Below are 13,779 nucleotides of genomic sequence, written 5' to 3'. Positions count from 1 at the left end.
ATACCCACGGACGGGAAGTCAGCGGCGATTCCGATGCGAAGAGTTGGGCGCAACAGACCCCCGCGACCGCAGCAACGGTCCGGGGGCGTGGCCAACGCTTTGAAGGAGCGTCGACATGCTGCACTTTATCGCCCGTGTCTTCGAACTACCGGGGGCAGTGGACTCGGTTCGGGCCACGTATGCGCGTGGGGAGCACGAAGATCGGCGGTTGCGGCGAGAACGGTGGCAGCCTCTATGGCCGGTGGTGCATGGCGTCAACGTACCGCCTCGTGTGATCCACGGCGTGGAGGTGGCCTGATGGATCACAGCCAGGGCGGCAGCGTAGTGGTACTGCGGTGGAGTCGCCATCCCCGCTGTGTCGGGTTGGCGCGTACGGAACTGCGCAAGGCGCTGGCGGGTTGGGGGCTGGTGATGCTGGAAGACTCGGCGGTGCTGGTCCTCTCAGAGTTGCTGACCAATGCCGGGCGCCACGCCCATGTGTCACCGGGACGAGAGATCGAGACCCGGTATTTCCGGGCGCGCGACTGCCTGCGCATCGAGGTGCACGACGCATCGACCGACCAGCCGGTGCGGCAGACGCCGGACCTGGACGCGTGCGACGGGCGGGGGCTGACGCTCGTGGCCGCCCTCGCGGACCGGTGGGGTGTCAGCGAGCGGGGTGGGGTCGGGAAGATGGTATGGGCGGAACTGTCGCCGGCACTGGGCGCGGACGGCGGACTACGCCATGGTTGATGAACTTCGCCTGTGCGCGATGCGGTTGCAGCGCGGAGACCGGGTGATCGTCGCGGGCCGCTGGCGTGAGATCAGAGACGCACGCACGGGTCGGTACGCGACCGGTGGCCTGGCGATGGTGCTCATCTTTGAGACGGGACCTCCCCTGCGCCTGCCTGCCGCTTCGGAGCTGACAGTTGTCCCGGTTAACACGATCCGCGCGACGGATCAAGGATCGGTCGTGCGCGTTGCGGGCTGGTCGCTCAACGAGAACACGGCAGGCGGTTCCGCCCACCCGTGAAATGGACCGCACTACGTGCACCGCGAGCTACTGGCTGGGAAGCGACTCCGTGACGCGGACGGGGCGGGCAAGGGCGCGGTGTCCCCGTGCTCGCCCCGTCGGGGGGGGTGTCAGCTGTCGAGTGAGGTCATTACGTGCTTGATGCGCGTGTAGTCGTCGAAGCCGTATGCCGAGAGGTCCTTGCCGTAGCCGGACTTCTTGAAGCCGCCGTGCGGCATCTCCGCGACCAGCGGGATATGGGTGTTGATCCAGACACAGCCGAAGTCGAGCGACTTCGACATCCGCATCGCGCGCCCGTGGTCCTTGGTCCACACCGAGGAGGCGAGGGCGAACTCGACGCCGTTCGCGTACTCCAGGGCCTGCGCCTCGTCCGTGAAGGACTGGACGGTGATGACCGGGCCGAAGACCTCGTTCTGGATGATCTCGTCGTCCTGCTTGAGGCCCGAGACCACGGTCGGGGCGTAGAAGTAGCCCTTGTCGCCGACCTGGTGGCCGCCCGCCTCGACCTTGGCGTGGGCCGGCAGCCGCTCGATGAAGCCGGAGACCTGCTTCAGCTGGTTGGCGTTGTTGAGCGGGCCGTACAGCACGTCCTCGTCGTCCGGCTGGCCGGTCTTCGTGTCGGCGGCGGCCTTCGCGAGGGCCGTCACGAACTCGTCGTGGATCGACTCGTGGACGATGACGCGGGTGGCGGCCGTACAGTCCTGGCCCGCGTTGAAGTAGCCCGCCACCGCGATGTCCTCGACGGCCTTCGCGATGTCGACGTCCTCGAAGACGACGACCGGGGCCTTGCCGCCCAGCTCCAGGTGGACCCGCTTGACGTCCTTGGCGGCGGACTCGGCGACCTGGATGCCGGCCCGTACGGAACCGGTGATGGACGCCATCGCCGGCGTCGGGTGCTCGACCATCGCGCGGCCGCTGTCGCGGTCGCCGCAGATGACGTTGAAGACGCCCTTCGGGACGATCGCGCCGATGATCTCGGCCATCAGCAGGGTCGAGGCCGGGGTGGTGTCCGACGGCTTCAGCACCACGGTGTTGCCCGCGGCGAGGGCCGGCGCGAACTTCCACACGGCCATCATCATCGGGTAGTTCCACGGCGCGACCTGGGCGCAGACACCGACCGGCTCGCGCCGGACGATGGAGGTGAGGCCCTCCATGTACTCACCGGCCGCGCGGCCTTCGAGCATCCGGGCGGCGCCCGCGAAGAAGCGGATCTGGTCCACCATCGGCGGGAGCTCTTCGGTACGGGTCAGCTCGATCGGCTTGCCGGTGTTCTCGGACTCGGCGGCGATCAGGTCCTCCGCGCGCTCCTCGAAGGCGTCCGCGATCTTGAGCAGAACCTTCTGGCGCTCGGCCGGGGTGGCGTCGCGCCAGGCCGGGAACGCGGCCGCGGCGGCCTCCATGGCGGCGTCGACGTCGGCCGCCCCGGAGAGCGGGGACGTGGCGTACACCTCGCCCGTGGCCGGGTTGACCACCTCGATGGTCCGCCCGTCGGCGGCGTCCCGGAACTCCCCATTGATGTAGTTACGCAGACGGCGCAGCTCGGTGGTCACTGCCACCCCTCCTGTCAGATGTCCGATGGGTGAGACTCCCACCCTAATCGGTCGGTCGACGCTTTCGACAGGCCCGACCCTCGGGAACTTCGGATTCAGTGAGATTCAGGTCGCCCAACAACGAATTTCATCGATGCAGGGTTGCCAGACGGATGAGTCGCAGTGCACAGTGAACCGCGTGGCCAGTCGTAGCGCAGACTCCAGGACCGGGAACGGATCGTCACCGTCGATCGATGCCGTATCCCTCGCCATCATCGAACAGCTCCAGGAGGACGGGCGGCGCCCGTACGCCGCGATCGGCAAGGCCGTCGGCCTCTCCGAGGCGGCCGTGCGCCAGCGCGTCCAGAAGCTGCTCGATCAGGGCGTGATGCAGATCGTCGCCGTCACCGACCCGCTCACCGTCGGCTTCCGGCGGCAGGCGATGGTCGGCATCAACGTCGAGGGCGATCTGGAAGTGGTCGCCGACGCGCTGACAGCCATGGACGAATGCGAGTACGTGGTGATGACCGCGGGCTCCTTCGACCTGATGGTGGAGATCGTCTGCGAGGACGACGACCACCTGCTGGAAGTGATCAACAAAAGGATTCGCGCGCTCCCCGGCGTGCGCTCCACCGAGAGCTTCGTCTACCTCAAGTTGAAGAAGCAGACCTATATGTGGGGAACCCGATAGCCGTGAGCAAGGACCTCTCCAAAACCGCGTACGACCACCTGTGGATGCACTTCACCCGCATGTCGTCGTACGAGAACGCACCCGTGCCCACCATCGTGCGTGGTGAGGGCACCTACATCTTCGACGACAAGGGCAAGCGCTACCTCGACGGCCTCTCCGGCCTGTTCGTGGTCAACGCCGGTCACGGCCGCCACGAGCTGGCCGAGGCCGCCTACAAGCAGGGCCAGGAGCTGGCCTTCTTCCCGGTGTGGTCCTACGCCCACCCGAAGGCCGTCGAGCTGGCGGAGCGGCTCGCCCACTACGCGCCCGGCGACCTCAACAAGGTCTTCTTCACCACCGGTGGCGGCGAAGCCGTCGAGACCGCGTGGAAGCTCGCCAAGCAGTACTTCAAGCTGACCGGCAAGCCGACCAAGTACAAGGTCATCTCACGCGCCGTCGCCTACCACGGCACGCCGCAGGGTGCCCTGTCCATCACCGGTCTGCCGGCCCTGAAGGCGCCGTTCGAGCCGCTGGTCCCGGGCGCGCGCAAGGTCCCGAACACCAACATCTACCGCGCGCCGCTCTTCGGCGACGACCCCGAGGCCTTCGGCCGCTGGGCCGCCGACCAGATCGAGCAGGAGATCCTCTTCGAGGGGCCCGAGACGGTCGCGGCGGTCTTCCTGGAGCCGGTGCAGAACGCCGGCGGCTGCTTCCCGCCGCCGCCCGGGTACTTTCAGCGGGTCCGTGAGATCTGCGACCAGTACGACGTGCTGCTCGTCTCCGACGAGGTCATCTGCGCGTTCGGCCGGCTCGGCACGATGTTCGCGTGCGACAAGTTCGACTACGTACCGGACATGATCACCTGCGCCAAGGGCATGACGTCGGGCTACTCCCCGATCGGCGCCTGCATCATCTCCGACCGGCTCGCCCAGCCGTTCTACGAGGGCGACAACACCTTCCTGCACGGCTATACCTTCGGTGGCCACCCGGTCTCCGCGGCGGTCGGTCTCGCCAACCTCGACATCTTCGAGCGCGAGGGTCTCAACCAGCATGTCCTCGACCAGGAGGGCGCGTTCTTCGACACGCTGAAGAAGCTGCACGACCTGCCGATCGTCGGTGACATCCGTGGCAACGGGTTCTTCTACGGCATCGAGCTGGTGAAGGACAAGGCCACCAAGGAGACGTTCACCGACGAGGAGACCGAGCGCGTCCTGTACGGGTTCCTCTCCAAGGCGCTGTACGACAACGGGCTGTACTGCCGCGCCGACGACCGGGGAGACCCGGTCGTGCAGCTGGCGCCACCGCTGATCTCCGACCAGTCGACGTTCGACGAGATCGAAGGGATCCTGCGGTCGGTGCTGACGGAGGCATGGACCAAGTTCTGATCCGCTGAGCGGTTCCGTACGCGCGTCACCGCACAACCGCACGACCCGCGTCACCGCACGACCGCACCACCGCACGACCGCACCACCCGCATGACGGCCCGGGTGCCCCCCAAACGAGTGAGAAGGGGGGCACCCGGGCCGTGTGCTGTCCGCACACCCGGTTCCGAATACCTACCGTGCCCAGTGACCGATCGTCGCCGCGTTCGTTCCCCCGGACGGGGGACGGTAAGTCTGATCAGAACCGAGGTGTACGCCATGGTGGCCCCGCCGGACAACGACGTGCTCTGGGCGCGTTCCCTGAACTACTCCCACAACGGCTCGCCCGCGCTCGACGACGTCTCGCTCGGCGTGCGCGAGGGCGAGATCCTCGCCGTGAGCGGCCCACGCGGCAGCGGCAAGACGACCCTGCTGCGCTGCCTGTCGGGGCAGCTGGTCCCGCAACAGGGCGAGGTGTGGTTCAACAGCACGCCGGTCCACACCATGAGCCCGCTGCTGCGCGAACGGCTGCGCCGCGACCGCTTCAGCTGGATCGACGCCGAGCCCTCGCTCGTTCCCGAGCTCAACGCCTGGGAGAACGCGGCCCTGCCGCTGCTGATGCGCGGCGCGTCCCACCGCGCCGCCAAGACCGTCGCGATGGAGTGGCTGGAGCGGCTCGACATCGGCGCGTGCGCCCGCAAGCGCCCGCACGCCCTGCTCCAGTCCGAGCGGCAGCGGATCGCCGTCGCGCGCGCCCTCGTCACCACGCCGTCGGTGCTCTTCGCCGATGAGCCGACGGCGCCGCTGCACCGGTCGGACCGCGCTCAGGTGCTGCGTACGCTGACCACCGCGGCCCGCTCGCACAGCATCACCGTCGTCATGGCCACCCTGGACGCGGAGGTCGCGACGCTCGCCGACCGCGCGGTCTCGCTGCTCGACGGCCGTCGCACCAACTCGTTGGAGCCGTCCGAGGCGGAAGGCCAGGCCGCGTGCTCGCTCTCCGTCTAGGCCGTGGTACCCACCCCCTGGTCCTGCTGCGCCGGCTGCTGGTCGTGGCCGCCTCCGCCGGGATCGGCTTTCTGCTGTTGTGCACGCTGGGCTGGGCGATGGGCCACCCGGCAGGATCGCTGCCGCGGCTGCTCTGGTGTCTGATCCCGATCGCGGCGACGGTGCAGCTCACGGTCGCGGTGGCCCGTACGGATCCGGGCACCCGGCCACGCACCGGACTGTCCGCGGTCGGCCTCGGCCCGGCCCGGCTCACGGCGCTGGCCGCCGCGTCGGCGGCGGTGTCCTGCACGCTGGGGAGCGCGATGGCGCTGCTCGTCTTCCTTGTGCTGCGCGGCGATCTGGCCGGGATGCCGTTCGCCGGCGAGGCGTCGGACCTGCTCGCCGCGAACCAGCCGCTGCCGCTGGCGGCGGTGCTGACGCTGCTGGCGGTGGTGCCCGTACTGGCGACGGCGGCGACGGCGCTCGCGCTGCGCCCGCGCGCCCGTACGCACCCGGCGGACGACGAGCCGGCACCGGCCGCCGCGCCCGCGCCGGCCGGACTGCCGTGGGGCGTCGCCCTCACCGCGGCGGGCCTCGCGATCGAGACGTACGCGAGCCGGAGCGGAGGCTCCGCGCTGCCGCTGCCGGGCCGCTTCGACGGCAGCCCGGCGGGCGTCCTGGCCGGCTGGGCCCTGACCGCGGTCGGTCTCGCGCTGGCCGGCCCCGGCATCACCCATCTCTGCGGCTGGCTGCTGCAGACGCTGCGGCCCGGCGCGATCCGCCTGCTCGCGGGCCGCACCCTGATGGCCGAGGCCCGCCGTATCGGTCCGTCGCTGGGCGTCCTGTGCGCGGTGGTCTCGGGCGCCTTCGCCGCGGCGTCGCTGTACGGCACGGGTGACGAGCGGCCCTTCGGCGCTCTCACCGGCCTCGGTGCGGCGCTGGTCATCGGCTGTACGGCGGCGACCCTCCTGACCGCGACCCTGGAAGCCAAACAGGCTCGCGCCTCCACCACGGAGTCCCTCCAGCGCCAGGGCGCACCCGTCGGCCTCCTCCGTACAGCGGCGGCGGTGCGGGCGACCACGGTCCTCGCGGTCTTCGCCCCGCTGACCTGGGCGGTAGCGGCCCTGGCAGCGGTCCCGCTGGCCGCCTGAGCACCAGCCACCGGGGTTCGGCCCCTGTCGTCCGAGCCCGCGCACCGCGGGCCCGGACGACAGGGGCCGCATTAACGCCCGGCGCGAGACCGGGTGCGGGAGCGGGTGCGGGAGCGGGTCAGCCCCGCCCCGGCAGTACCACCACATCCTCGGCCGCGAAGGCGACACCCACCGTCGCCCCCTCCCCCGGCGCGTCCCGCAGGGCGCACTCCGCCTCAAGCACCGGAGCGTCGCCGGGCCGCAGCAGCACGGCGGCCCGGCTGCCACGGAACGTACGTGCCTCGACCGTGCAGCGCAGCCCCTCGGCGGGGTCGACGAGACGCACCCCGGCCGGCCGCACCAGCACCGTCCGCTCGCCCTGCGGGGAACCGCCGGGCACCGGGATCTTGCCCCACACCGTGTCGGCGGCCTCGCCGCTCACCGTCGCGTCCACCACATTGTCGAAGCCGAGGAACCGGGCCACGAAGGCGGAGGCCGGCCGCTGCCAGACCTCCAGCGGTGTGCCGGTCTGCGCGACGCGCCCGTCCCGCATCACCACCACACGGTCGGCCAGCGCGAAGGCCTCGCCCTGGTCGTGGGTGACGGCGAGCACCGTCGTACCCAGCTGTCCGAAGAGTCCGCGCAGTTCGACGACGAGCCGCTCCCGCAGACTGCGGTCGAGCTGGCCGAGCGGCTCGTCCAGCATCAGCAGCCGTGGCCGCGGGGCGAGCGCCCGCGCCAGGGCGACCCGCTGCTGCTCACCGCCGGACAGCGCGGCGACGGCCCGCCGTCCCGCCCCCGGCAGACCGACGAGGTCGAGCAACTCCTCGACCCGGCGGGCCTGTTCGTCACGCGACACGCCACGCATCCGCAGCCCGAAGGCGACATTGCCGCCCACATCACGCTGCGGAAAGAGCTGATGGTCCTGGAACATCAGCCCGACCCCGCGCCGGTGCACCGGCACCCCCGACTGGTCGGCGCCGTCGAGCAGCACCCGCCCGCCGTCCGGGGACCGCAGCCCGGCCACCACCCTCAGCAGCGTCGACTTGCCGCTGCCGCTCGGCCCCAGCACACAGACGATCTCGTGCTCGGCGATCTCCAGGTCCACCGCGTCGAGGGCGGTACGTCCACCGAACCGTACGGTCACGTCCGACAAGGTCAGCAGGGCCATCAGAACTCTCCGGAACGGTCGGTACGGATACGTTCGAGCGCCAGCAGCGACACCGCGCACACCACCATCAGGACCGTGGACAGGGCCATCGCCTGGCCGTAGTTGAGCTCGCCGGGCCGCCCCAGCAGCCGTGCCACGGCGACCGGCAGGGTCGGCCGGTCCGGGCGCGCGATGAAGACCGTCGCGCCGAACTCGCCGAGCGAGACGGCGAAGGCGAAACCGGCCGCGACCAGCAACGCCCGCCGTACGAGCGGCAGATCGACCTCACGCCAGGCGCGCAGCGGTGACGCCCCGAGGACCGCGGCCGCCTCGCGCAGCCGTCCGTCCACCGCCCGGAGCACCGGCAGCATCGTCCGTACGACGAAGGGCACCCCGACCAGCGCCTGGGCGAGCGGCACCAGAATCCAGGAGGCCCGCAGATCCAGCGGCGGCTTGTCGAGCGTGATCAGGAAGCCGAAGCCGACGGTCACGGCCGAGACCCCGAGCGGCAGCATCAGCAGCGCGTCGAAGCCGCGCACGAGCCGGCCCGCGCGCCTGGTGAGCGCGGCGGCGGCCAGACCGCCCACCGCCAGTGCGACGGCCGTCGCGACCAGGGCGTACCGCAGCGAGTTCCACACCGCTTCCAGCGGCGGTACGAGGAAGGTGCCGCCGCCCGCCTCCACCGATCCGAGGGCCCGGAAGTAGCCGAAGCCGTACCCGCCGGGACCGTCGAGCGACCGCTCGACGAGCACCCCGAGCGGCAGCAGGATCAGCAGCAGCACCACGGCGAGGACCCCGCCGAGCAGCGCCCACTGGCCGGCTCCGCGCGGCCGGCTCGCGGTCTGCGCGGGGTCGACCAGCCTCAGCGCGGACTCCCGTCTCCGTACGGTCCACGCGTGCACCGCGAGGATCCCGCCGACCGCCGCGAACTGCACCAGCGTCAGTACGGCGGCGGTGGGCAGGTCGAGCAGCTGCGCGGTCTGCCGGTAGATCTCCACCTCCAGGGTGGAGTAGGCGGGGCCGCCGAGGATCTGTACGACGCCGAAGGAGGTGAAGGTGAAGAGGAAGACCATCAGGGCGGCGGCCGCGACGGCGGGGCCGAGGGCGGGCAGCGTCACCCGCCACCAGGCCGCGAGCCGTCCCGCGCCGAGCACCCGCGCTGCCTCCTCCTGGCGCGGGTCGAGCTGGGACCACAGGCCGCCCACGGTCCGCACGACCACCGCGTAGTTGAAGAAGACATGCGCGAGGAGGATCGCCCAGACCGTGGTGTCGAGCCGTACGCCCCACAGCTCGTCGAGCAGTCCGCCGCGGCCGAGCAGCGCCAGGAAGGCCGTGCCGACGACGACGGTCGGCAGCACGAACGGCACGGTGACCACCGCGCGCAGCAGCTGCTTGCCGGGGAAGTCGAGGCGCGCGAAGACATACGCGCCGGGCAGGGCGATCAGCAGGGTGAGCGCGGTGGAGGCGAGCGCCTGCCAGGTGGTGAACCACAGGACGTCGAGAATGTCGGGGCGGCGCAGTACGTCGCCGATCCGGCCGAACTGCCAGCCGCCGTCGGCCTTCAGCCCGCGGCCGACGATCGCGGCGACGGGATAGGCGAAGAAGACCGCGAAGAACGCGGCGGGCACGGCCATCAGGCCGAGCCGCACCGCGTTCCCGCGCCCGGCTCGCGCCGGCGCCGGGGTTACTTCACTACGAGTGAGGACCACGACTGGATCCACTGCTCACGGTGGGCGGCGATCTTGTCAGGAGCCATGGTCTCCGGCGTGCCGACGGTCGCGCCGAACTCCGTGAACAGCTCGGGCAGTTCGATGTCCTTGACCACCGGGTTCACGAACATGTTCAGCGGCATGTCCGCCTGGAACGGCTTGCTGATCAGGAAGTCCAGCAGAGCCTTGCCGCCCGCCTCGTTCTTCGCGCCGCCCAGCAGCCCGGCGAACTCGGTCTGCCGGAAGCAGGTGCCGGTGGAGACTCCGGTCGGGGCCTCCTTCGGCCGCGGCTCGGCGTACAGCACCTCGGCCGGGGGGCTGGAGGCGTACGAGACGACGAGCGGCCGGTCCCCCTTGGCCTGCTTGCCGCCCGCGGAGCCCGAGAAGGTTCCGTTGTAGGCCTGATCCCAGCTGTCGACGACCTGGACGCCGTTGGCCTTCAGCTTCTTCCAGTAGTCCTGCCAGCCGTCGTCGCCGTATCGCGCGGCGGTGCCGAGGAGGAAGCCAAGGCCCGGCGAGGACGTCGCGGCGTTCTCCGTGACCAGCAGGTTCTTGTACTGGGGCTTGATCAGATCGTCGAAGGACCGCGGCGGCGCGAGCTTCTTGTCCGCGAAATACTTCTTGTCGTAGTTGACGCAGATGTCGCCGGTGTCGATCGGGGTGACCCGGTTCTTGTCCTTGTCGAGCTGGGCGCCGGCGTCGACCTGGTCGAGGCCCTTCGCCTTGTACGGCGTGAACAGGCCGTTGTCGAGGGCGCGGGAGAGCAGCGTGTTGTCGACGCCGAAGAAGACATCGCCCTGTGGCGAACCCTTCGTCAGGATCTCCTTGTTGAGGGCCTCGCCGGCGTCGCCGCTCTTCAGCACCTTGACGGTGTAGCCGGTCTCCCGGGTGAACTGCTTCAGCACGGACGCGGAGGCGGCGAACGAGTCATGGCTGACGAGCGTGACGGTCTTGGACGGTGAACCGCCCTTGCCGTCGCCGTCACCGGACGACGCGGAGCCGCCGGACCCGCCACAGGCGGCGAGGGCCGAGACACCGAGCGCGGCGGTGATCGCGGCGACCGTCATCTTCCTAGTGGTGCTCACTGGTTTTCCTCCTGGGATGTCCAGGAGAAGACGCGGCCCTGCCCGGGGTCCGGTCGGACCGGACTCCGGGCAGGGCGCAACAGCTTGAGTGATGACCGAACTTCCTACCCAGAATGACCTGGGCAAGGTTCAGAGGGTCTGCGGCCGCTGCCCGTTCTCACGGACATGTGCCGCACTCTCAGCGCTGTGGCGCTCCCCTGTCGGAAATATGTAATGCGTGCGCGCCCAGGGTACATGGGACGTTTTCCGGTGCCCCGGGCGCTGTCCTACGGCGCCTGGGCCCCGCCCCCCGACAGGACCTAGCGCTCCTGAGCCGCGAGCTGTCCGCAGGCTCCGTCGATCTCCTGGCCACGGGTGTCCCGCACGGTCACCGGCACGCCGTGAGCGGCGATTGCCTCGACGAAGGCCTTCTCGTCCTCGGGGCGCGACGCCGTCCACTTCGAGCCGGGGGTCGGGTTGAGCGGGATCAGATTGACGTGCACCCGCTTGCCCTTGAGCAGCCGGCCCAGCCGGTCGCCGCGCCACGCCTGGTCGTTGATGTCACGGATCAGGGCGTACTCGATGGAGACCCGGCGGCCGGACTTCTCCGCGTACTCCCAGGCGGCGTCGAGCACCTCCCGGACCTTCCAGCGCGTGTTGACGGGGACGAGGGTGTCGCGCAGCTCGTCGTCCGGCGCGTGCAGGGAGACCGCGAGCCGGCATTTGAAGCCCTCGTCGGCGAAGCGCAGCATCGCGGGCACCAAACCGACCGTCGAGACGGTGATCCCGCGCTGCGAGAGGCCCAGACCGTCCGGCTCGGGGTCGGTCAGCCGGCGGATGGCGCCGACCACCCGGTTGTAGTTGGCGAGCGGCTCGCCCATGCCCATGAAGACGATGTTGGACAGCCGGGAAGGACCGCCGGGGACCTCACCGTCGCGCAGGGCGCGCATGCCGTCGACGATCTGGTGCACGATCTCGGCGGTGGACAGATTGCGGTCCAGGCCGGCCTGCCCGGTCGCGCAGAACGGGCAGTTCATCCCGCAGCCCGCCTGCGACGAGATACACATGGTGACCCGGTCCGGATAGCGCATCAGCACGGACTCGACCAACGTGCCGTCGTGCAGCCGCCAGAGCGTCTTACGGGTGGTGTCGTCGTCGCAGGAGATGTGCCGTACGACCGACATCAGGTCGGGCAGCAGCTCCGTCGCCAGCTTCTGGCGCGCGGTGGCCGGGATGTCGGTCCACTGCTCGGGGTCGTGTGCGAACCGCGCGAAGTAGTGCTGCGACAGCTGCTTGGCGCGGAACGGCTTCTCGCCGATCGCGGCGACGGCCTCGCGGCGCTCCGCGGGGGTGAGGTCGGCGAGATGCCGCGGCGGCTTCTTGGCTCCGCGGGGCGCGACGAAAGTGAGTTCTCCGGGTACAGGCATGGTCGTACCAGTGTCGCAGACGTACGGCAGGGGGCCCGCTGCCCTGTGGACAACGGGCCCCCTGGCGTATCCGGCCTGGTCAGGAGCGTACGGCGATCAGGAGCCTACGAAGATCACCAGCAGGAGCCAGACCACCGGGGCCGTGGGCAGCAGGGAGTCGAGCCGGTCCATGATGCCGCCGTGGCCCGGCAGCAGCGTGCCCATGTCCTTGATGCCGAGATCCCGCTTGATCATGGACTCGCCGAGGTCCCCGAGAGTGGCGGTGGCCGCGACGGCCAGACCCAGCAGCAGTCCCTGCCACCAGATCCCGTCGTCGATGATGAACTGCATACAGAGCGCGCCGGCCGTCATGGCGAAGACGACGGCACCGAACAGCCCCTCCCAGGTCTTGCCGGGGCTGATGCGCGGTGCGAGCTTGTGAGTGCCGAAGCGCCAGCCGACCGCGTACGCGCCCGTGTCGCTGACGACGGTCAGCACCAGGAACAGCAGCACCCGCCGCGACCCGTCGGGCGCTGTGAGCATCAGCGCGACGAAGGTGGCCAGGAACGGTACGTAGAACGCGGCGAAGATCCCCGCGGTGACGTCCCGCAGATACCCCTCGGGCGGTTGCGTCATCCGCCAGACCAGCACCGCGAGCGCGGTGAGGGCCATCGCGATCCAGGCACCCTCGGGGCCGCGCAGATAGCCGGCGACGATCATCGCGGCGCCGCCGACGGCCAGCGGTACGAGCGGGGCCTTGATGCCCTTCTTCTCGTTGAGCCGGGACGTCAGCTCCCAGAGCCCGACGACCACGGCCACCGTTATGACTCCGATGAAAACGGCCTTGACGACGAAGAGCGACGCCACGACCACCGCGCCGAGTCCGAGGCCGACTCCTATGGCCGCACGCAGGTCACGGCCTGCCCGCTTCTTCTGCGGGGGCGGCGGAGGGGTGGCCATGGGCTCCTGCGGAGGCTTGTGACGGTGCGGGGGGCCGCCCGGCCGAGCAGCCTCCCGGTCGTCGTCCTGGTCCCCGCCGTTCGCGGGTCCGTCGGGCACGATGGGCATGGGCCGAGTCTGCTGTGCGGGATGCTCATCGTACGCAGGACCCGCCGGGGCAGCCCCCTGCTCGGGAGGTCCCCAGTGACCGGTGGCCGGCGGGGCGGCCCCCCAGGAAGAGTCGTTCATCAGACCTCGAGCAGCTCGGCTTCCTTGTGCTTGAGCAGCTCGTCCACCTGCGCGACATACTTCGCGGTGGTGTCGTCGAGCTCCTTCTCCGCGCGGCGGCCCTCGTCCTCGCCGACGTCGCCGTCCTTGATCATCTTGTCGATGGTCTCCTTGGCCTTGCGGCGGACGGCGCGGATCGAGATCTTCGAGTCCTCGGCCTTGGTCTTGGCGACCTTGATGAACTCCTTGCGGCGGTCCTGCGTCAGCTCGGGGAACACCACCCGGATGATATTGCCGTCGTTGCTCGGATTGACGCCGAGGTCGGAGTCACGGATCGCCTGCTCGATGTTGCGCAGCGCGCTCTTGTCGAACGGGGTCACCACGGCCATCCGCGCCTCGGGCACGGCGAACGAGGCGAGCTGGTTGATCGGGGTCAGGGCACCGTAGTAGTCCGCCACGATCTTGTTGAACATCGCCGGGTGCGCCCGCCCGGTGCGGATCGCGGCGAAGTCGTCTTTGGCGACCAGGACGGCCTTCTCCATCTTCTCCTCGGCCTCGAGGAGGGTCTCTTCGATCACCACTTGCTCCTGCGTG

13 protein-coding genes are annotated in these 13,779 nt (G+C 70.1%); 6 read left to right on the top strand and 7 right to left on the bottom strand.

Annotated elements, in window-relative coordinates; genetic code table 11:
* The first annotated feature begins 297 nt into the window (after nucleotides 1-297).
* On the top strand, nucleotides 298-732 hold the full coding sequence (locus ACZ6MZ_RS07230; RefSeq protein WP_469350309.1) for an ATP-binding protein: 435 nt from the start codon (nucleotides 298-300) through the stop codon (nucleotides 730-732).
* Nucleotides 725-1,012, top strand: a complete 288-nt coding sequence (locus ACZ6MZ_RS07225) for a hypothetical protein (protein WP_469350307.1) — start codon at nucleotides 725-727, stop codon at nucleotides 1,010-1,012. Before ACZ6MZ_RS07230 ends, ACZ6MZ_RS07225 begins: the two co-directional genes overlap by 8 nt.
* A 110-nt stretch (nucleotides 1,013-1,122) precedes the next feature.
* On the opposite strand, the gene ACZ6MZ_RS07220 is transcribed toward ACZ6MZ_RS07225, so the two are convergent.
* Nucleotides 1,123-2,562: a gamma-aminobutyraldehyde dehydrogenase gene (locus tag ACZ6MZ_RS07220; protein ID WP_469350305.1), complete on the bottom strand. Its 1,440-nt coding sequence runs from the start codon at nucleotides 2,560-2,562 to the stop codon at nucleotides 1,123-1,125.
* Nucleotides 2,563-2,740: 178 nt separating this feature from the next.
* Between ACZ6MZ_RS07220 and ACZ6MZ_RS07215 the strand changes: the two genes are divergently transcribed.
* The 4 genes from ACZ6MZ_RS07215 to ACZ6MZ_RS07200 all read left to right on the top strand — a co-directional run bounded on the left by ACZ6MZ_RS07215 (nucleotide 2,741) and on the right by ACZ6MZ_RS07200 (nucleotide 6,710).
* Nucleotides 2,741-3,232 (top strand): Lrp/AsnC family transcriptional regulator, encoded by a 492-nt coding sequence (locus ACZ6MZ_RS07215; protein ID WP_384184753.1) that lies wholly within the window; start codon nucleotides 2,741-2,743, stop codon nucleotides 3,230-3,232.
* Nucleotides 3,217-4,596, top strand: coding sequence for an aspartate aminotransferase family protein (locus ACZ6MZ_RS07210; RefSeq protein ID WP_384184751.1), 1,380 nt, complete (start codon nucleotides 3,217-3,219; stop codon nucleotides 4,594-4,596). Before ACZ6MZ_RS07215 ends, ACZ6MZ_RS07210 begins: the two co-directional genes overlap by 16 nt.
* 255 nt (nucleotides 4,597-4,851) lie before the next feature.
* Complete coding sequence (locus ACZ6MZ_RS07205) at nucleotides 4,852-5,580, top strand: ABC transporter ATP-binding protein (protein WP_389791318.1); 729 nt, start codon at nucleotides 4,852-4,854, stop codon at nucleotides 5,578-5,580.
* Nucleotides 5,562-6,710, top strand: coding sequence for a hypothetical protein (locus ACZ6MZ_RS07200; RefSeq protein WP_389791320.1), 1,149 nt, complete (start codon nucleotides 5,562-5,564; stop codon nucleotides 6,708-6,710). The genes ACZ6MZ_RS07205 and ACZ6MZ_RS07200 overlap by 19 nt, the downstream gene beginning before the upstream one ends.
* Nucleotides 6,711-6,828: 118 nt before the next feature.
* Here ACZ6MZ_RS07200 and ACZ6MZ_RS07195 read toward each other — a convergent pair whose 3' ends face one another.
* The 6 genes from ACZ6MZ_RS07195 to frr form a co-directional block, all read right to left on the bottom strand.
* Entirely contained in the window at nucleotides 6,829-7,860 is a 1,032-nt protein-coding gene (locus ACZ6MZ_RS07195; RefSeq protein WP_469350303.1) for an ABC transporter ATP-binding protein, read from the bottom strand.
* Nucleotides 7,860-9,473, bottom strand: coding sequence for an ABC transporter permease (locus ACZ6MZ_RS07190; protein ID WP_389791337.1), 1,614 nt, complete (start codon nucleotides 9,471-9,473; stop codon nucleotides 7,860-7,862). The genes ACZ6MZ_RS07195 and ACZ6MZ_RS07190 overlap by 1 nt, the downstream gene beginning before the upstream one ends.
* Nucleotides 9,474-9,523: 50 nt before the next feature.
* The gene (locus ACZ6MZ_RS07185; protein WP_469350301.1) at nucleotides 9,524-10,633 is read right to left on the bottom strand and encodes a thiamine ABC transporter substrate-binding protein; all 1,110 of its coding nucleotides are present in this window, start codon (nucleotides 10,631-10,633) and stop codon (nucleotides 9,524-9,526) included.
* A 299-nt stretch (nucleotides 10,634-10,932) separates the two neighbouring features.
* Nucleotides 10,933-12,039, bottom strand: a complete 1,107-nt coding sequence (gene rlmN, locus ACZ6MZ_RS07180; protein ID WP_469350299.1) for a dual-specificity RNA methyltransferase RlmN — start codon at nucleotides 12,037-12,039, stop codon at nucleotides 10,933-10,935.
* Between the two features lie 96 nt (nucleotides 12,040-12,135).
* Entirely contained in the window at nucleotides 12,136-13,206 is a 1,071-nt protein-coding gene (locus tag ACZ6MZ_RS07175; protein WP_469350297.1) for a phosphatidate cytidylyltransferase, read from the bottom strand.
* Nucleotides 13,206-13,763 (bottom strand): ribosome recycling factor, encoded by a 558-nt coding sequence (gene frr / locus ACZ6MZ_RS07170; RefSeq protein WP_384184683.1) that lies wholly within the window; start codon nucleotides 13,761-13,763, stop codon nucleotides 13,206-13,208. The genes ACZ6MZ_RS07175 and frr overlap by 1 nt, the downstream gene beginning before the upstream one ends.
* Nucleotides 13,764-13,779: the final 16 nt, after the last annotated feature.

The sequence above is a fragment of the Streptomyces sp. NPDC042201 genome, from assembly GCF_055582185.1.
This window is presented reverse-complemented; position numbering and strand designations above follow the sequence as displayed.